The following is a 19,319-nucleotide window of genomic DNA, read 5'->3' as shown; positions in this document are numbered from 1 at the left end:
ATCCATATAAGTATTTTTTTTATTTAGATAATATCAAAATATCTGCAAATTCATGTCGCTGCCAGCATTAATCCGCGCATAGCCTACCGCAACATCCTATTGTTTCCATTAGCTTTTCTCAATAAATCCAACTTCTTTTCGCCTACGTCATGTCATTGAATTTTAATACATTAGCGTGGTCATTAAGAGGTGCACCTAACAAGGAAAAGCATCATGAGCCATGTAGACCTGGAAATAAATGATCAGCTGGACAGAGTGCGGCGCTCAACAAGCGATGAAATCAATGCCGAGATAGACCGTAAAACCGAGCGCAACATTGCGCAATACTCAGCATTAGGTGAAGAAGCTATTAAAAACAGAGTTCAAGCCCTGGATGCCGAATGGGATATTGAACGGGTCTTGGAGGTGAATGCCTCCACCCTGGCCTTGACTGGGGTGGCGCTGGGCGCATTGGTCAACAAGAAGTGGTTATGGCTTTCTGCCGGGGTATTGGGGTTTTTGCTGCAACATGGCATACAAGGCTGGTGCCCGCCCTTGCCCGTATTACGCCGCATGGGCATACGCACCGCGGGGAAATTGACAGAGAGAAATACGCATTGCTGGATCAATTAAGCTAATGCAGCCAGGCGGTAATCGTTATGATGACCGCCTGTTCACTACTGCACCGCATCAAACAGCGCTTTAAGCCCAAAAAAAACCACTCATAAATGAGTGGAATTTAATGAACATGTCCTGCCATCTGGTGAGCAGCCTTAAGTGCCGGACGCAAATCCAGAAACTCATGCAAGCCCCGCGCTCGGAAAGCCTGAATGGCCGCCTCCAGCATTTCCAATGACACCTGGCCCTTGGGCAAAGTCACCATTTGGCTGTGCGCGCTGTCATCCCGAAAAATCTCAATCACAAGTTCATGATTCTCGAACACCTCAATACCTGAGCCATCACGCTCATGCACATCGGTAAATGTCTCAATACGATTGGCTGGCATACCCATGATTGCGCTCCTTATTTTCTGCTAATTGCTCAGCTAGGCGGTTTAATGATTAAATCTAATGATTAAATCTTAAGCAGCGCCGAGACCATGCACTATCCTGCTTAGTCCTATATGCGTATGAGTGCTGGCCTACATGAGATGCATCTGAGCTTGTGATGGGAGACAATTAAGATGTCGCATTTGATGATTGTGATAGGCGTAACGGTTTTTCTTATGCTGCTCTGGCTGGATTACTACACCCTGAACAAAGCCAGCCAAATCTACCTGAAGGTCAAGCAGAACAATAAAACCCTGCTTCTCGCTCTACTCTGGAGTGTCTTGTTGACGACAATGCTGAGTCTGCTACTCCCAGACTCTATTTTTACAGTGTCAGCACAGAAAAAAGTAAGTCTTTCTCCCTACTACCTGCTCTATCTGATTATTCCCGCGCTGGGTTACCAAATCTTGCTGCGCAATCAGCAAGGCCAAAAACTCAGTTTCAAACAAACACTGGGGCTGTATACCATTAAATTTGCCTTGTTTACTCTGGCCATCATCATCCCGCTGCTAGGCGCATTTTTCATCTTTATGATGATGTTTAAAGATTCCTAAACCCTGATCCACGCTTGATTACCATTAAAGGAACGTCAATGACAACCAACACCGAAGCGCGCCCACCCTTACCGCCTTTCACAGCAGATACTGCCAAACAAAAAGTACGCTTGGCCGAAGATGGCTGGAATAGCCGTGATGCCCAGCGGGTGGCGCTGGCTTATACCCCAGATAGCCTATGGCGTAACCGCGCCGAGTTCATTTCAGGTCGGGAGCAGATTGTGGCGTTTCTTGAACGCAAATGGCGGCGTGAACTAGATTACCGTTTGATCAAGGAGTTATGGGCTTTTAGCGAAAACCGCATTGCCGTGCGCTTTGCCTATGAGTGGCATGATGATTCTGGTCAGTGGTTCCGTTCTTATGGCAATGAAAACTGGGAGTTTTCTGCCCAAGGCTTGATGCAAGCCAGGCATGCCTCCATCAATGACCTGCCTATTACAGAGGCTGAGCGCAAGTTTCACTGGCCACAAGGCAGACGCCCGGATGAACACCCTGGTTTGTCTGATTTGGGCCTTTAATTCAAAGCCTGCGCACGCTGAGCAAAACCGCAGCTATACGCTCTGCCTCGACATAGGCTGGGCGCTGTAATTCCTCGGCAAAGATATCCGGATCTATTTCCTCATATTCAACACTGAAAGCCGCTGCCTGTGGTGCCAGCATGGCTTGCAATGCCTGTAAAAACACATCCACCCCCTCGACGATAGCGACCCCGGTGTAAAGCAGCAGTACACCCCCGGTCTCCAGCCTCGGCAAGGCTGCCTCCACAATCTTCAGCGACAGTTCCGCGCCCAGCAAGCCACCACCATGGCGGTAAGTACGCGCGGCATCGTCCACCAGATAAGGCGGATTGGCGACAATCAAATCAAAATTGCCTGCCACATCCTGCAGCAGATTACTTTGTTGCCACTGCAGATTATCAGCCCCGCTGGCGCGCCCATTGATGGCGGCCACACTGAGCGCGCGTGGGTTGATATCCACCCCGCTCACGCTAGCTTGCGGGTAACGCAAGGCCAGCAAAATGGCCGCAGCGCCACTGCCTGTGCCTATATCGACGGCTTTTGTGACCTTGCTTGGGTGAGTGTCCAGATACTGCGTAATGGCACGGGCAAAGCGATACGTATCTGGGCCAAAAAAGATGGCATCCGCTGCCAAGGTGGGAAAGGCAGAATGCAGCAGCAAGACATCGCCCAGACTAGATACCCGCCACAAACTGCGCCAGGTTTGCGCTTGGGATTCAAGAGGGTTTGATACTCGCTGAGGCAGCGTTTGCTGCTCTGAATCTTTCTGCTGTAGGTCTTTCTGCTCTGGCTCGTCCTGTTCTTGAGCCACTTGGCCTTCAGTCACTTGCGCTTGCAAGGCACCGGCCTCTTGCAACAAATTGAACCATGGCTCTGGCAATGTGGCGGCAGTAAATGGGCGGCTCCACCCCAGAGCATCTCTTAAGTTGTGCGCCCAAGCACTTGCTGGCCGCTGATTGATGCTGGCGTGGGTGCTGGGGGTGACAGTGATGAAGTGGTATTGCGCCTGTTTCAAGCCTTGTAGCAAGGCTAGCAGGCCGTCAGCCGTGCTTGATGAAATTTCACTGGAGCTCATGAGGTAGATGTCTGGAAGTTGAAATCCCGCACAGCCTAACAGAGCCCGCTGGTTTTGAATGTCGTCCCAGTCTGACATTAGTTTAATCCAGCACCTGATAACCGCGCTGCCTGCCCACCATGACAATGATCCACATATGAAACAAGTAACCCAGATAGCTAGAGCTTAATTGCCGCTGTTGATCAATATCATGCCATTCGAGGAAACACTGTCCATGCAGACCCAAATGCTAGGCGCATCCATCAAGCTGAAACCAGCCACTGGCAAACATCACCGCGATTTGTATTTTGAGTTGTTACGCAATCTGGGTGCTGAGCATAGCCGCCAGCATGCGCGCGAATTGCTGCAACAACAGTTGCTACAGTGCCGTGAGACTGCGCCACCAATCCCAAGTGACCCTGCCACACTGCAAGCCTGGATAGTGGAAAGCAGCCGTGAGGCGGGTTTGCAATATCAGGCCTATTTGCAGGAGCGCCAGCAGGGTGCCCCCAGGCGCTACTTCAGCAGCAAGGCGCATGCGCTTTACTTCATCAAGCATGTGGCCCCTACCAAAATGGTCGATGGCTCCTGGCTTTACGGCTTGTTGCCCTATTGGAACGACCCGGCCTATGCCGCTTTGATTGATATTTATCTGGAAGAACTCGGCGATGGCGTTGAAGCACAAAACCATGTCGCGCTGTATCGCAAACTATTGCGTACGCATGGGGCCGAGCAATGGACAGAGCTGCCTGCCGAGTACTTTACCCAAGGTGCGATACAACTGGCGCTGGCCAGTGTTGCCGAGGAATACTTACCCGAGGTAGTGGGATTCAACCTGGCCTATGAGCAATTGCCGCTGCATTTATTGATTACTGCCGCTGAGCTGGATGAACTCAATATAGACCCTTATTACTTCACCCTGCATATCACCATAGATAACGCGCTCTCTGGCCATGCCGTCAAGGCGGCAGAAGCAGTGTCACAATTGTTGCCGCGCTATGGCAGCCCGCAGGAAGTACAGCGCCGTATGATCCATGGTGCCAGGCTGAGCAATTGCGGCCTGGGCACGCTGGACATCATCAATGCTTTCAATCTGGAAGAAGAAGTCATACAAATTATGCGTGACAAGGCCACTTTAGGCCAGTTCATGCATAACCATCATTGCCGCATAGGCGGCCGTGGTCTGCATGAATGGCTAGCGGACCCACAACAAATCCCTGGCTTGTTACAAGCCTTGCAGGACGGCAAATGGATTATGCGCCACCAGCCCCCCAGCGAATCGCGCTTCTGGAAGCTGATAGATGGTGAGCAAGGCCAGATGTTTGGCGTATTTTCCGCCTATGAAAAACAAGTGCTGTTTGACTGGATAGCGGGTGATGCGCTGGAAAGCCTGCCCAAACGTGAACGCCTAGGCCCTTCTTGGCGCGTTCAGCAACGCGAGGCCGCCAAACTGGCGAGCGCGCCTACGGCAGCCAACCATCCCGGTCACGACAGCCCGAATGTGATTCCATTACCTACCCCTAAAGGCCAGGAAAAAACCCGGGTAGAACACTCAAACTCGCAGGAATTACGCCTGTTCCAGCAACAAGTCGATGCCGTGCGGGACAAGCCCAGCCTGATGCGCCTGCTCTCAGCCTGGATGGCACCCTCTCTGCACGACACCCCTGCCGGGCTGGCAGCCACCCGCATGTTCAAGGCAGAAATGCTCAATTAATTTGCCCGCAATTAACTTCACAACTGCCAAGCAGACCTGACGACTGATTATCCAGGGCTGGTCTGCTTGCTTGATTTATTTCTTGTGCGCTGACGGGCTTTGCTCCTGTGATTGATCTGCGTCTGCACTTTTGCGTACCCCTAATATATTCATGATCGCCAGGCCAAACTGCAACACGATCAAGGCATAAGCCCCCGCCACCCAGCCCCACACCACCCACAGCAGATTACTGAGCAAAAACAGCCAAAACCCCCAGTTGCGCCTGGCCTTGACGGGCGAACCCACCAGCCCAGCCGCAAGTATCGTCACCACCATGGCAGGCCATTGCAGGCTATCCAGCGTCAAAATCATAAGGGGTTATCCGTTTCTGTGTGCAAGGCGGTGTGCGGGAATTCGACTTCAATCACAATAGGCAGATGATCGGAAATATGGCGGATTTCCTTGCCATCCAGCGTATGGGCACGCACTTGCAGGCCCGGTGCGTCACACCAGACTCTATCGAGCTTGAGCAGCGGAAAAAACGAGGGAAACGTGGGCTTGCAGCGCAATTGTTTGAAATGCGCATCCATATAGCGGATCAGGCGCGAGGGGTATTGCCATTCATTGATATCGCCCATCAAAAGAATAGGATTGGGCTCTGAATCTTCCACCGCCTGCATCAGCCGCAGTAAATTGCGCGCCTCGGAATAACGCTCAAAAATGGAAAGCGAAAGATGCGTCCCGATCACGCGCAAGCGGCCCCAAGGGGTGGCAATCAAGGCATCGGCGGCCATGCGTGGCTCTAGTGAGGGGCGGGTTTCCAGATTGTGAATCAGGCCACGCACGATGGGGTAACGGCTCACAATCAGGTTGCCATACCAGCCACAGCCTGCCGCAATGCCTGGGCTTTCATTTGCGTTAGCTTGTGCAGGCCCGTCCTGAGCAGTATTCATGCCCTCCAGCATGCTGGGGCATGCCAAATGGTAAGGCCGCTCCAGCTCGGCAAGGAATGTCAGGTCACTCAGCGAGCCACCACGAGAAGTGCGGGTTTCCACCTCCTGAAATACACCGATATCAATATCCAGCTTCTGCATCATCAACCGGATGCGATTGAGGTCACGTTGACCATCCAGGCTGCGCCCCCCATGGATATTGAAACTCAGCAGCCTTACTCTCTGCATGCCTGATTCCTTTTTTTGATATTCATTGCGGGTTGCAGGCTTAAAGCCTCACGCTAGCGCCTTCATCCTGGCACCTTCATCTTGGAACAAGGCATCACCTCCCTGCCTTGCCGTGACGCTGCTGCCAGTAACGTGAAATAAAATGCGTCAGTGCCACCACGCCTAGCCAAAGCAGCAAGCCCAAGCCCACCATCATCAGATTGCCGGGTTCAGGATGCTTGAACAGATCAACGGCAGATTTGCCTATATAAACCGATACCAGCGTGCCGGGTAACAAGCCCAGCAAGGTCGCCACCAGCAGGTGCCAGAACTTCACACGCATCATGCCCAGTGCCAGGTTGACCACGGTAAAAGGTGCAATCGGCAGCAGGCGCAATAGCGTCAAGCCCATCACGCCGCCCTGGCGTGCATAGCCAGAAATCTTGCTCGCATAGCGTCCCAACAGCGAGCGCAAGGTGCGCTCGCCCAGCCCCAGGCCTGCGGCCCAGCCTATGCTGCAACTGATGAGGGAGCCCAGCATGGCCACAGCAAAGGCTTCCAGTGGTGCAAACACAATCACCACCGTTCCTGTCATCACCATATGCGGGAAGAACAACAGCGTGCCCAGCACATAAGCCAATATGCCCGCAGGCAAGGCCCACGAGGTGTTACGCACCTGCTCCAGTATGGGCACGACTTTCTCTGGCGAGGCATACTCCGCCAGTGGTGTCACTTTCCAGGCCAGGGCCAGCGCCACAACGGCCACCACCAGCAGAATCAGTTTCCAGGAAATGCGCATACGTTTGAAATGCCAGCTACGGCGGCTGGTCATGAAATAAGGCAACAAGGGTTTGCCCGAATCAGCAAAGCGCTTGGCAAACCGCGTCAGGGATTGGTGGCGGTAGCGCTCATCATCAATGCGCTGCAAATGCTGGCGGCTATGCGGCAACTGTTGCAGAAACTGCTGCACAGGCTCGCCGCGTTGGATAATGCGTTCAATATCGGCAATTTCAAAACCCGTATGCTCACGAATCAAATCATCGCGCATGGCGGCAATCTGGCTGCGTTCATGAGTGCTGTCGCCATAGATCACCAAGTCGCATTCGCTATCCAGCGACATGGAGCGGTAATTGAGATTGCTGGAGCCTATGCGTAAATATCGGTCATCCACCACCATGAGCTTGGAATGAATGCGTACGGTGACTTTCTCATCGCCTTCGCAACTCACCGGACAAGTCAGCAACACGCGGTTTTCCATGCCTTGGGCACGTATGACATCCATGAATTGCACGCGGCCGTGATACATGGATTTCTTTTCCATAAAGCCCTGGCCATCATAAGGCGCTAGCAACAGCGCGCGCAGGCCAGGCTTTTGCCGCATGCGAGCGCATAGTGCATGGGCCAGAGGCTGCCAGGTAAAGAACTGGTTTTCGATATAGATAAACTGCTCGGCCTCGGCAATCATCTCCAGGTAGAGTTTTTCAATCTGCCTAAGCAATGGCTGGCGTTGAAAGCGTGGCAAGGTCAGCGCAATCGCCAGGCAGACATTACGCATCACAGGCTTGATGCTGCCCGGCCAAGAGAGAGGCTGACCGGGAGTGATGTCCTTGCTCAATGGTATGGCACGTTCGCCACCGCCGAAGTGCCAGCGGTAACGCGCCAGCCGCGCCAGTTCACGCGCAGCTTCACCCGCCACCAGCATCTGTACATCGTGATATGGGTCAAAGTGGTGATTGAGGCCGAGCTTGATGCTGCCATCCGGGTCTTCGCGCTCGGGGTTGGTGGCATGGTGAGCACGGTCATCCCAGCGGGCAATGGCGACATCCATGCCGCCGCAAAAGGCAATTTCATCATCAATAATGACAATCTTCTGATGATGGCTGGCACCCAGCGGCAAGGCATTGTCGAAGATGAAATGCAGATTGTCAGAACCGCTGAGCTTCCATTTGGCCTCAGAAAAGCTCTCGCGCTCTGCCGCCATAAACACCGAGTAATTCCAGCGATTCAAATAAATCTGAATCTCCGGCACCTGCTCGGTTTTCCAGTGCAGCAATTCAAACAGCGTCAGCGGACAGCCTTCGCGCACATCCTTGCCCCGCAGCAACTCTATGCGGCTATCGATATCCCAACCAAGCAGAAAAATACTGTGCTTGGCCTGGCAAATGGCTTCATGCAAGGCACGGTAATAGTTGGCGCAATCAATCACCGGAGCCAGATAACTGGCATGGCAAGTGCGCCAACAATTATGCCCCTCGCGGAACAAGGGTCTGCTGGTGAGTGCTGTGGCGCTATCGGTCACTTCTGGAGTGCCCGACGGGACAGTTTCCCTGATGGCATGCGTGCTATGGCTTTCTCCCTGGTATTAACTTTTTACTGCCCTGGCTTGATCAGTCTGCAACCCTGCCTCATCAGGTCAAGGTGGCATGTGACTCATAGATCATCAATGTCGTTGTGGTGTCTGACGCTGATCAATATCGGGCATCTTCTCGTTTTGCTGGTGTGGCAATCCTTCTGCAGGCACTTCCGGCGGCACAATCACGCTGTCACGCTCGCCCGGCATTGCAGGCGGTTGCTTCAAGCTATCGGCATCGGTATTGCAGTCCGGCTTGCTGGTTTTTGCCGAGCTATCACAGGGCGGGACAACATTATTAACTGGTGCTGACTTCTTCCCTGGTGCTGGCTTTTCCATTTGTACCGGCTCTGCCGCTGCCTGCTGCATGGTGACCACCCCTGGCAAACCCAGTATCAAACCTATCAGTATGACGATGATCTTGTGCATCTCGACCTCCTGGCTAAAACCGCCTGATTAAGTAAACAAGGCTTGCCTACGGTTGCATTACGTACTGATTAAGAATCCTCAGCCGCAATAGGTTTCCTGGGCCCAATCTCAGCCATCCAACTCAAGCAATTGTTTAAAAACAACAAACAGTCATTGTGTCAACCCATTCCTACAGTGAAATCAGTGGCAGGCTGATCGGCTGATGCTAGTGCTCATCCATAAGATGAAGCTGTCATTGCACTCGCAGCATGGTGATGACTAACGAAAGCTAGGACTGAAGGCATTAATCAAAGAGTGCATTAATAAAAAATAGATTTCTCTGCATGTACCGACGGCCCCGTATCCACCCCCAGAAGGAGCAAACTGGTGAACAGCGAAGACCGCCATAGCCGCAAGAAGCCAGTGCAATCCCAAGCCCACCCTGGCCGACGTTTCACGGATGACCCTCTTTGGTACAAGGACGCGGTTATCTATCAGGTGCACGTGAAATCCTTTCTTGATGCCGATAACGATGGCATAGGTGATTTCGCTGGCCTGATCAGCAAGCTGGATTACATTGCCGAACTCGGCGTCAACACCATCTGGCTATTGCCCTTCTATCCCTCACCACGGCGCGATGATGGCTATGACATTGCCGAATATCGTGGCGTGCATACCGACTATGGCACGGTGGCCGACGTAAAACGCTTTATTCATGAAGCGCACAAGCGCCGCTTGCGCGTGATCACCGAGCTGGTGATCAATCACACCTCGGATCAGCACCCCTGGTTTCAGCGTGCCCGCAATGCCAAGCCAGGCTCTGCCGCACGTGATTTTTACGTCTGGTCTGACACCGATACCGCTTATAGCCAGACCCGCATCATTTTCACCGATACCGAAAAATCCAACTGGACCTGGGACCCGGTCGCCAATGCCTATTACTGGCACCGCTTTTTCTCGCACCAGCCCGACCTCAATTTTGATAACCCCGCCGTGCTGCGCACCATTATTCGCATCATGCGTTTCTGGCTGGATATGGGGGTGGATGGCCTGCGCCTGGATGCGGTGCCCTATCTGATAGAGCGTGAAGGCACCTCCAACGAAAACCTGCCGGAAACCCACGCCATCCTCAAGAAAATCCGCGCCGAGGTGGATAAAAATTACCCGGACCGCATGCTGCTGGCTGAAGCCAATATGTGGCCCGAGGACGTACAAGCTTATTTTGGTGATTCCGACGAATGCCAGATGGCTTTCCATTTTCCGCTGATGCCACGCATGTATCTGGCCTTGGCGCAGGAAGACCGCTTTCCGATTACCGACATTTTGCGTCAGACCCCGGAAATTCCACCAGAATGCCAATGGGCGGTGTTTTTGCGCAACCACGATGAGCTGACGCTGGAAATGGTGACGGAAGAAGAACGCGCCTATATGTATAACTTCTATGCAGGTGAGCGCCGGGCCAGGCTCAACGTTGGCATACGCCGCCGTTTGGCACCGCTGCTCAAGCGTGACCGCCGCCGTCTGCAATTACTCAATAGCTTGCTACTCTCCATGCCCGGCACCCCAGTGATCTACTACGGTGATGAGATAGGCATGGGCGACAACATACACCTGGGTGACAGAGACGGCGTACGTACGCCCATGCAATGGACTCCAGACCGCAATGGCGGCTTCTCACGCGTAGACCCGGCCAGGCTGGTGCTGCCCTGCATTATGGATAACCAGTATGGTTACCAATCCATCAATGTTGAGGCGCAGCAGGCAGACCCGCACTCCCTGCTCAACTGGATGAAGCGCATGCTGGCCATACGCAAGCAGTACCAGGCCTTTGGCCGTGGCCCGCTCAAACTGCTCTACCCCGATAACCGCAAAATACTCTGCTACCTGCGTACCTATTCACCCAGCGCACCTGAGGTGAGCACGACAGGCGACAACGAGGCTCAGGCCGAGCTGACGCATACAGAGTTGCACAATGGCGAGAACCAGCATACGCAACACAGCCAGGTCATACTCTGCGTCGCCAATATGTCCAGTGCCGCCCAGGCGGTGACGCTGGATTTGAGTGAGTTTTCCGGCTTGTATCCGGTAGAGATGATCAATGGCTCTATCTTCCCCTGCATCACAGCGCAGCCTTATGTGCTGACCCTGGCGCCATTTGATTTCTTCTGGTTCCGCCTGACCCCAGCCGAACAACTGGCAGCGCCACCCGAGGGGCGTCAGGAGCATAAGCCGGAGTACTACACCCTGGTGCTGGCGGATGGCCCCAAGGATATTTTCCGCGATGAGCCCAGGCATATTCTCGAGCAAAGCATTTTGCCGGCTTACCTTGCCGACCAGGCCTGGTATAGACATAGCGAGGATGCCAAGCTCAGTCTGTCCTTAATCGGTCAGTTACCTGGCCATGCATCTGCAGATCAGGAGAGCGATGCTTTCCTGCTGGCAGAGGTCAGCAGTGCAGGCGAGCAAGCCTATTTTCTGCCGCTGGCAAAAATTGCAGACAGCAATAGCGCCAGCGTGCGGCCCATACTCAACGCCACCCCCACATCAACCCTGACCCGCGTGCGCCAAGGCCCGGTCATTAGCATGCTGAGTGACGCCGCCGCCCTTGATAGCTTTGCCTTGACGCTGCTGCACCATCTACAGAGTGAAAGCCGTTTGCCAACAGCAGAGGGTGATATACGCTTTGCAAAACATGTCCAAGAACATGCCCAGGCTCATGCCCAGGCGCATTACTGGCAGCCCAGCCTGCCGCGCGAGACTGAAATCAGCCGCCCCGCCCACGCGCAGGGCAATAGCACCATCGTCATTCACGATGTAGCGGCCATTAAGTTATTACGCGAGATGACACCAGCGCCGCATCCGGCCCTGGACATGGCCCATCACCTCCAGCAAGCGGACTTCCGCCATACCCCGGCGCTGATAGGTTCAGCCAGCATAGAGCGTGCTGATGGCAGCAGCACCCCCTGGCTGCTGGCCTATGAATTTGTCCACCATCAGGGCGATGGCTGGCAATGGTCGCTGGATAGACTGGAACGCCTGCTCAAGCATAGTGAGGCCAACGAGGTGCTGGACAAGGATGTACTGCATAGCGAAAGCCCGGATTCTCATGCGCTGGCCGATACCAGCCCCATGAAGGAGTTGGATCTGTTTGCGCGCATGCTGGGCAAACGTTTGGCGGATTTGCATGAGGCCCTGGCCAAGAAAACAGCAGACACAGATACAGCCCCTCATGCCTGTTTTGCCCCTGAAACCATTACCGCGCAGGATGCCCAAGCCTGGCAGCAACGCATCACGGCGCACCTGCAGCAGATTTTGCGCCTGCTGGCAGAGCCACGCTGGCATGACAGTCCTTATGCCAAGTTGATACAACAGGTATTGGCCAGAGGTGATGAGCTGCAAGCCCTGGTGGATGATCTGGCGGAAAAAACCCAAGGCGAAGTACGCACTCGCATCCATGGCCACTTGCATCTGGCTCAGGTATTGGTGATTTCTGGCGATGTGATGTTTATCAACTTCGAGGGCGACCCGGCCAGCAGCCTGACGCAACGACTGGCCAAGGACCATCCCCTGCGCGATGTCGCCAGCCTGCTGCGCTCTTTTGCCTATGCTGCCGCGCATATGGAAAAAACCGACAAGGCCAAACCCGCCAGTGATGGTGCCAAACGCCGCAGCAAACTGCTGCGTGCCTATGAACAGCACTCCATCCAAACCCTGCTCAGCAGTTATCACCAGCAGCGCGGCCTGGCCCCAGCCGAAGAGCATTGCCTGCTACGCCTGCACATGCTGGAAACCGCGCTGCGCGAAATTGCCCATGAAGCCAGACAACGCCCTAGCTGGCTGGATGTGCCTCTGCACGGCCTGCTGCAATTACTCCACAAGGAAGCTACCACATGATGCCCAGCACCAAACCCCATGCTGATCAACAGCCCACGCATGCCTTGCATGCGCTACCTGCCGGGGGCACGCTGCTGGCAAATGACCTAGTGGAATTCCGCATCTGGGCACCGCATGCCGAGAGCGTGAGCGTGGTGCTGCGTGAAAACGAGGATAGCCCGCCCCAGGAGCATGCCTTGCAGGCAGAAGGCAGCACAGGCTATTTCCGTTGCCGCGTTGCTGGGCTAGCAGGCACTCGCTACCGTTACCGCATCCGCAACCGTGATGGTGAGGAATTATTGGTACCAGACCCCTATGCCCGCTCACAAACTCTGGATGTACATGGGGAAAGTGTGGTGCACAACCCCTTGAGTTATGCCTGGAAAACCGAGGACTGGCAGGGTAAACCCTGGCACGAAACCATACTCTACGAACTGCATGTGGGCCTGTTGGGGGGCTATCGCGGCGTGCAGCAACATCTGCCTGCCCTGGCGGCGCTGGGGATTACCGCCATAGAGCTGATGCCTCTGGCAAGCTTTCCCGGTGATCGCAACTGGGGTTACGACGGTGTGCTGCAATTTGCGCCGCAATCCAGCTATGGCAGCCCAGATGAGCTCAAGGCGCTGATTGATGAGGCGCACAGCCTGGGTATCAGTGTGTTTCTTGATGTGGTGTACAACCACTTTGGCCCGGATGGCAATTATCTCTACCACTATGCGCCGCAGTTCTTTTGCGATGACAGGCATACGCCCTGGGGCAAGGCCATCAACTATGCCCTGCCTGAAGTCCGCGCCTTCTTTATCTCTAACGCGCTTTACTGGCTACAGGAATTCCGCTTTGACGGTTTACGCTTTGACGCCTGCCATGCGATTTGGGATAAATCACTACTGGAAGAAATAGCCAGCAGCGTGAACCAGACCTTTGCCGGGCTGCGTCATGTGCATCTGGTGGCTGAGAATGATGACAATGCGGTCAATCTGCTGCAAAGCGGTTTTGTTGCGCAGTGGAATGACGATAGCCACCATGTGCTGCATGTGCTGCTGACTGGTGAAACCGAAGGCTATTATTCCGATTATGCCGAGCAAGCCTCCGCCCGACTGGCACGCTGTCTGCGCGAAGGCTTTATCTATCAGGCGAGCCTTCGCCGCACCGGGGCGGTACGCCACGAGGAGAAGCCAGCGCCAGCTTGCCGCCCACCGCCTTTGTCAACTTCATGCAGAACCATGACCAGATTGGCAACCGACCTTTTGGCGAGCGCCTGATTGACCTCGCCGATGAGCGCGCCCTGCACGCTGCCAGCGCCTTGCTCCTGCTCAGCCCTGCAATCCCCATGCTGTTTATGGGGGAAGAATATGGTGCCGAGAACCCGTTTTATTACTTCACCAGCCATACCGACCCGGAATTGGCCAAAGCCGTATGTGAAGGCAGGCGCAGGGAGTTTTCCGGCTTCAGCAAATTCAGCGACCCCACCCTGGTAGAACAAATTCCTGACCCCAATGCCTGGAAAACCTATCAGGAATCTGCGCCGCTGGAACCCGCAAGCAACAATGCTGCGCATAGTCAGTGGCGGCAGTGGTATCAGCACTTGCTGCAACTACGCCACCAGTTTTTGCTGCCAGTGCTGGAGCATTGCAAGGCCGTGCACGCCGAGGCCATGGGCCCCAGTGCCGTCTATGCCCGCTGGCAGCTCACCAGCCAGCGTCAGCTTGCCATTGCGGTTAACCTCGGGCAGCAGGCAGTAGAGATGGACTGGGCCACTCTCAGCCCGGGTGAATCCACCATTATTCTTGATTACGCCGATGCCGCTGCGGGCTTGCAACAAGGTCAGTTGCCCGCCACCAGCTTTATCGCCATTTTTGATAAGTCTGTTTGAGGACGCACATGCGCAAAACCCATATCCGTGCCACTGTGCGCCTGCAACTGCATGCAGACTTCACTTTTGCCCATGCCGAGCAATATGTGCCCTACTTTGCCAGCCTGGGCATCAGCCATTACTACGTATCCCCCATCTTTGCCGCGCGCCAGAGTTCTACCCATGGCTATGATGTGGTGGACCCAACCCAGGTCAATGCCGAGCTGGGTGGCGAAGCCGCCTTGCGCAGCCTGGTCAAGGTATTGCGCGCGCATGAGATGGGCCTAATTGTGGATATTGTGCCCAACCATATGGGGGTGGGTGGCTCGGAAAACCCCTGGTGGCAGCATATGCTGCAATGGGGCAGGCAAAGTCCGTATGCCTTCTGGTTTGATATAGATTGGGATTCGCCAGACCCACAGCTACATAACAAATTGCTCGCCCCTTTTCTGGGCGAACCCTATGGCGAAGTGCTCAACAATGGTCAGCTGAGCCTGGATTATGTAGACGGCCAGATCGTGGCGCGTTATTTCGACACTCTGTTCCCCATCGCGCTCAAGGACTATGCCACCATTCTTGCCAGCAGCAAGAATGCGGCGCTGGCCAAGCTGGCTGAACAGTTTGGCCGCCTGGATTATCAGGCCCCCTTTGATGAAATTGCCGCAGGTGCGGACAAAGTGCAGGCGGCGCTCAAGCTGTTTAGCGAGCAGGAATCCGGCTTGCAAGCCCTGCGCGCTGCCATGCAGCAGCTCAGCGCTGATCACGCCCAGCTACATGAATTGCTGGAACGGCAGAACTACCGCCTGACCTGGTGGCGCAATGCGGCCGATGAAATCAACTGGCGGCGCTTTTTTGAAGTCAGCGAGCTGGCTGGCGTACGCGTAGAACTGAATGAGGTGTTTGAGGCTACCCATGCCAAGCTGTTCCAGCTTTACTCACAAGGCATTATTGATGGCGTGCGCCTGGACCATATTGATGGCCTGGCCCACCCGCAGGAATATTGCCTCAAGCTCAGGGCCAGGCTTAAATCCCTGCTCAAACACAGGCCCAAGCAGCTACAGCAGCAACCCTACATCATTGCTGAAAAGATTCTTGCCGCCGGGGAAACCCTGCGCAAGCGCTGGAATCTGGATGGCACTACAGGCTATGAATTCATGGATCAGGTCAGTGCCTTGCTGCACGACCCACGTGGTGCCGTACCTTTGAGCAATTTCTGGCAGAGCGCAACGCAGGATCAGTATGACCTGGCGCGCCATGTGCGCAGCGCGCGCTACCAATTGCTGGCAGAAAATCTGGTTGGCGAATTCAACAGCACCGCTGCTGCCTTGCACCGCATCGCGCGTGCGCAGTTGATGTCGCGCGATTTCTCACTGGCGGCAATCAAGCGGGTGTTGACCGAAATTCTGGTGCATTTCCCGGTGTACCGCAGTTACATAGGCAAAAGCGGGCCAGACCCGACAGACCGCAAACTATTCGCACAAGTGGCCGCCAGCGCGGTGCGTACCCTGGGCCAGGTAGACAAGCCCTTGGTCAATATTCTGCTGGGCTGGCTCAGTGCCGATCTGGTCAAGCAGGACCCGGATAGTGAGCTGGCCGATCTATCGCAACGTGCCATGACGCGCTTTCAGCAACTGATGCCACCGCTATGCGCCAAGTCCATGGAAGATACGGCCTTTTACCGCTTTGGCCGTTTGCTCTCGCGCAATGAGGTGGGCAGCGACCCTGACGAATTCAGCCTCAGCCCCGAAGCCTTTCATGCTGCTTGCAGCCAGCGGCTTAAGGATTATCCGCACAACCTGCTGGCCACCGCCACCCACGATCACAAACGTGGCGAAGATACCCGTGCCCGCATTGCCACGCTCAGCCAGTGTGCTGAACGCTGGGCCAGCCTGGTGGCGCAATGGCAGCTCATGAATGCGCGCTTTCATATCAATATCCATCCCGAAGAAAACCAGAATGTGATTTACAGTGCGCCACGGCCTTCGCACGAAATCATGCTCTACCAGACGCTGGTAGGTGCCTGGCCGCTGGATTTGGCACCCGATGACAAGCCCGGCCTCAAAGCCTATGCCGAAAGGCTGGATCAATGGTTGATCAAGAGTGTGCGCGAGGCCAAGCGCCTCTCAGGCTGGATGCAGGCCAATCTTGATTACGAGCACGCATGCAGCCGCTTGCTGCATAGCGCGCTAGACCCTGAGCTCAGCCAGGAATTCCTGCAATCGGTATTTGCCTTTGTGCAGGACATTGCCGCCGCTGGCGCAGTCAACAGCCTGGCACAGGCCACACTGAGGCTGAGCACCCCAGGCATTCCCGATCTTTACCAGGGCAGCGAGTTATGGGATTTCAGCCTGGTAGACCCCGACAACCGCCGCCCCGTGGACTATGCCTTGCGTGAGCAATTGCTACAGGGGCATCTAGGTGTACAGGGCATCAGCATTGATGACAAGCTGAGTGACTGGCGCAATGGTGCCATCAAGCAGCACCTGATTCATGCGCTACTGGGGCACAGACAGCGCCACCCGGCTTTGTTCAGTGAAGGCAACTACCAGCCGCTCACACTCAGCGGCCCCAAGGCAGCGCAAATTTTTGCCTTTATGCGTGAATATCAGGGCCATGTGCTGATTGTGGCCGTGCCTAGGTTCAGCCTGAGCCTGCTTGCGGATAGCCACCAGCTCAAACTCTCTACCACACAATGTCAGCACACGCTCTTGCACCTGCCCAGCCAGTTTAATGGCGAGGCACTGGACTTGTTCTCTGGCGGGCAACGTCATATTTACTCGGGCATGATCAAGTTGGAGGAAATCTTTACCAGCATGCCAGTCGCCGCCCTGGCATTGGCGCCAGTAAGCTAAACCGCAGAAATGAATGACCATTTCTCAGCCAGCGCTGCCGGGCAAGACTCTAGGCGCTAGCATGGTACTGCATAGCGATTCTGACAGTGTTATCAGCCACCAGCCTATGCTGTGGCTAGCCTGCCAGAACTAGCATGGGTATTCCCTAGGCAAGCCTATTAATGCCTGGCCAATCAGAAATGGAGCATGTCATGGCAAATCAAGCTAGCGCACAAACCGCGCAGGAGAAGCGTCTGCACCCTGAGGGCACACCCGGCAACAAATTGCAGCATGCTGAAGAAATCGGCCAGCTGGAACAAGCCAAACACAAGCTGGAAACGCATTTGACCCAGCACCACACCCAGACCAATGCGGGTGGCAAGCCCATACAACCTGACCCTGAAGAGCCTTATCAACCTACCGAGCCTGACGAGCCGGATGTGCAACCGGAAATCATTGATGAAGATGATAGCGATAGCCGTGTTGCGCCTGCGCCTGAGGGATTTGTGCTGCGGGATGATGAGCGTTGATATGAGCTAGGGGGCTATGGGATGAATGCTGGCAGAACATTAGACGCTGACTGTAATTTCCAGCTATAGCGCGTCCACTCTGACATTACCAATCAGACATTACTAAAAAAACTCCCAGCGCCCCAGTAGCCAATGGCTGAGCCCCAGCATCAGCACAAACATGAATGCAATCGAAAGCATGATGCAGATATCTAGCTTGGGTTTCATCTGCGCGCCTTTCACTGAGCTTGATGGCTATATGCATGGCCTAAAGTCTTATTTAGGTCATGTCTGGCTTGAGCATATTCCCACGCTCGTCATGCCACTACGTGAAATGACATAAGCTGCTGTTACACATCACAAAACCCTGATTTTCACACTGTTTGTTAGACATTCTCACACCCATATAGGACGGCGGGGGATGCTTGGCCCCGCGTCATTACCACATCATAAGTCCAGCACCATGACTGCCAGTGTTATTGCAGATTTACTCGCAGCTGGACATTCCCCCTCATTTCAATTGCCTGAACCACAAGGAGCCCATCATGAATTTGGACCAAGTAAGCCAGCAAGACGCTTATGATCAAAACCAGCATGATCAAGATCACCGTGATATCAATCAGCCCGCCCAGCATCAGCGCCTACAACCCGGACGTGAAAGCGAGATGGAGCCCAGGCCGCAGTATCTGGACCCGGCTTACCAAGGCAGTCACAAGCTCAAGGGCAAGGTCGCCATTATTACGGGCGGTGATAGTGGCATAGGCCGGGCGGTGGCTATCCACTTCGCGGCTGAAGGTGCCAAAGTGGTGATCAATTTTCTTGCCGATGAAGAGCAGGAAGATGCAGACAAAACCCTGGCCTTGATAGCCGAGCAAGGGCATGAAGGGCTGGCGGTACAGGGCGATGTATCCGACCCGGCGTTCTGCCGTAGCTTGGTAGCACAGACGGTGCAGCATTTCGGCCAGTTGGATATTTTGATCAACAACGCCGCACAACAATATCCCCAGGGCAGCGTAGAAGACATTTCGCCTGAACAGCTGGAGCATACTTTCAGGACCAATATCTTTTCGATGTTCTATCTGACCCAGGCGGCCTTGCCCCATTTAAAGGCGGAGGCGCGCATCATCAACACCGCCTCGGTAACAGCGTTCAAGGGTAATGCCGCGCTGATTGATTATTCCGCCACCAAAGGCGCTATCGTGGCTTATACCCGCTCACTGGCAATTGAGCTGGCAGAGCGCGGCATTACCGTGAATGCCGTGGCCCCTGGCCCCATCTGGACGCCATTGATCCCGGCAAGCTTTAGTCCGGAAAAAGTGGCCAAGTTTGGCGATGACACCCTGCTCTCCCGCCCTGGCCAACCCAGCGAGGTGGCCCCGCTCTATGTGTTGTTGGCCAGTAATGATGGCTCCTACATCACTGGCCAGATCATGCACGTCAATGGCGGCAAGCTGGTGAATAGCTGAGGCTGGACTCATTGTTTTGGCAT

At 54.7% G+C, this 19,319-nt stretch carries 16 protein-coding genes; 10 read left to right on the top strand and 6 right to left on the bottom strand.

Features of this window, described 5'->3' with window-relative positions; genetic code table 11:
* The first annotated feature begins 213 nt into the window (after nucleotides 1-213).
* Nucleotides 214-612 carry a YgaP family membrane protein gene (locus tag JCM2850_RS07740; RefSeq protein WP_025870946.1) on the top strand — a complete coding sequence of 133 codons (399 nt, stop codon included), beginning with the start codon at nucleotides 214-216 and terminating at the stop codon, nucleotides 610-612.
* Between the two features lie 106 nt (nucleotides 613-718).
* On the opposite strand, the gene JCM2850_RS17980 is transcribed toward JCM2850_RS07740, so the two are convergent.
* Nucleotides 719-991: a hypothetical protein gene (locus tag JCM2850_RS17980; RefSeq protein ID WP_025870944.1), complete on the bottom strand. Its 273-nt coding sequence runs from the start codon at nucleotides 989-991 to the stop codon at nucleotides 719-721.
* Between the two features lie 171 nt (nucleotides 992-1,162).
* On the opposite strand from JCM2850_RS17980, the gene JCM2850_RS07730 reads away from it, so the two are divergent.
* Both JCM2850_RS07730 and JCM2850_RS07725 read left to right on the top strand, forming a co-directional pair.
* Nucleotides 1,163-1,582 (top strand): hypothetical protein, encoded by a 420-nt coding sequence (locus tag JCM2850_RS07730; protein ID WP_025870942.1) that lies wholly within the window; start codon nucleotides 1,163-1,165, stop codon nucleotides 1,580-1,582.
* Between the two features lie 38 nt (nucleotides 1,583-1,620).
* A complete protein-coding gene (locus tag JCM2850_RS07725; protein ID WP_025870940.1) occupies nucleotides 1,621-2,100 on the top strand; it encodes a nuclear transport factor 2 family protein in 480 nt (159 codons plus the stop codon).
* 1 nt (nucleotide 2,101) lies between these two features.
* On the opposite strand, the gene JCM2850_RS07720 is transcribed toward JCM2850_RS07725, so the two are convergent.
* A complete protein-coding gene (locus tag JCM2850_RS07720) occupies nucleotides 2,102-3,175 on the bottom strand; it encodes a N5-glutamine methyltransferase family protein (RefSeq protein WP_081774999.1) in 1,074 nt (357 codons plus the stop codon).
* Between the two features lie 214 nt (nucleotides 3,176-3,389).
* Between JCM2850_RS07720 and JCM2850_RS07715 the strand changes: the two genes are divergently transcribed.
* On the top strand, nucleotides 3,390-4,868 hold the full coding sequence (locus JCM2850_RS07715) for an iron-containing redox enzyme family protein (protein ID WP_081775008.1): 1,479 nt from the start codon (nucleotides 3,390-3,392) through the stop codon (nucleotides 4,866-4,868).
* A 75-nt stretch (nucleotides 4,869-4,943) separates the two neighbouring features.
* Here JCM2850_RS07715 and JCM2850_RS07710 read toward each other — a convergent pair whose 3' ends face one another.
* The 4 genes from JCM2850_RS07710 to JCM2850_RS17975 all read right to left on the bottom strand — a co-directional run bounded on the left by JCM2850_RS07710 (nucleotide 4,944) and on the right by JCM2850_RS17975 (nucleotide 8,786).
* The gene (locus tag JCM2850_RS07710) at nucleotides 4,944-5,219 is read right to left on the bottom strand and encodes a hypothetical protein (protein WP_025870934.1); all 276 of its coding nucleotides are present in this window, start codon (nucleotides 5,217-5,219) and stop codon (nucleotides 4,944-4,946) included.
* Nucleotides 5,216-6,028, bottom strand: coding sequence for an endonuclease/exonuclease/phosphatase family protein (locus tag JCM2850_RS07705; RefSeq protein ID WP_025870932.1), 813 nt, complete (start codon nucleotides 6,026-6,028; stop codon nucleotides 5,216-5,218). Before JCM2850_RS07705 ends, JCM2850_RS07710 begins: the two co-directional genes overlap by 4 nt.
* Nucleotides 6,029-6,122: 94 nt before the next feature.
* The gene (locus tag JCM2850_RS07700; protein ID WP_025870930.1) at nucleotides 6,123-8,306 is read right to left on the bottom strand and encodes a VTT domain-containing protein; all 2,184 of its coding nucleotides are present in this window, start codon (nucleotides 8,304-8,306) and stop codon (nucleotides 6,123-6,125) included.
* Nucleotides 8,307-8,447: 141 nt separating this feature from the next.
* Nucleotides 8,448-8,786 carry a hypothetical protein gene (locus tag JCM2850_RS17975; RefSeq protein ID WP_025870928.1) on the bottom strand — a complete coding sequence of 113 codons (339 nt, stop codon included), beginning with the start codon at nucleotides 8,784-8,786 and terminating at the stop codon, nucleotides 8,448-8,450.
* Nucleotides 8,787-9,152: 366 nt separating this feature from the next.
* On the opposite strand from JCM2850_RS17975, the gene treS reads away from it, so the two are divergent.
* The 6 genes from treS to JCM2850_RS07660 all read left to right on the top strand — a co-directional run bounded on the left by treS (nucleotide 9,153) and on the right by JCM2850_RS07660 (nucleotide 19,296).
* The gene (treS, locus tag JCM2850_RS07690) at nucleotides 9,153-12,659 is read left to right on the top strand and encodes a maltose alpha-D-glucosyltransferase (protein ID WP_025870925.1); all 3,507 of its coding nucleotides are present in this window, start codon (nucleotides 9,153-9,155) and stop codon (nucleotides 12,657-12,659) included.
* Entirely contained in the window at nucleotides 12,656-13,900 is a 1,245-nt protein-coding gene (locus JCM2850_RS17970; RefSeq protein WP_199898278.1) for an alpha-amylase family glycosyl hydrolase, read from the top strand. The genes treS and JCM2850_RS17970 overlap by 4 nt, the downstream gene beginning before the upstream one ends.
* Nucleotides 13,852-14,511, top strand: coding sequence for a DUF3459 domain-containing protein (locus JCM2850_RS21845; RefSeq protein ID WP_199898277.1), 660 nt, complete (start codon nucleotides 13,852-13,854; stop codon nucleotides 14,509-14,511). Before JCM2850_RS17970 ends, JCM2850_RS21845 begins: the two co-directional genes overlap by 49 nt.
* A gap of 8 nt (nucleotides 14,512-14,519) precedes the next feature.
* The gene (gene treY / locus JCM2850_RS07680) at nucleotides 14,520-17,342 is read left to right on the top strand and encodes a malto-oligosyltrehalose synthase (protein ID WP_025870923.1); all 2,823 of its coding nucleotides are present in this window, start codon (nucleotides 14,520-14,522) and stop codon (nucleotides 17,340-17,342) included.
* Between the two features lie 191 nt (nucleotides 17,343-17,533).
* A complete protein-coding gene (locus tag JCM2850_RS07670; RefSeq protein WP_148301215.1) occupies nucleotides 17,534-17,851 on the top strand; it encodes a hypothetical protein in 318 nt (105 codons plus the stop codon).
* A 524-nt stretch (nucleotides 17,852-18,375) separates the two neighbouring features.
* Entirely contained in the window at nucleotides 18,376-19,296 is a 921-nt protein-coding gene (locus JCM2850_RS07660) for an SDR family oxidoreductase (protein ID WP_051525326.1), read from the top strand.
* Nucleotides 19,297-19,319 lie beyond the last annotated feature (23 nt).

Source organism: Methylobacillus glycogenes JCM 2850 (assembly GCF_000617925.1).
Taxonomy (GTDB): Bacteria; Pseudomonadota; Gammaproteobacteria; order Burkholderiales; family Methylophilaceae; genus Methylobacillus; species Methylobacillus glycogenes.
The sequence above is the reverse complement of the archived record's forward strand: the minus strand, read 5'-3'. Positions and strand labels throughout refer to the sequence as shown.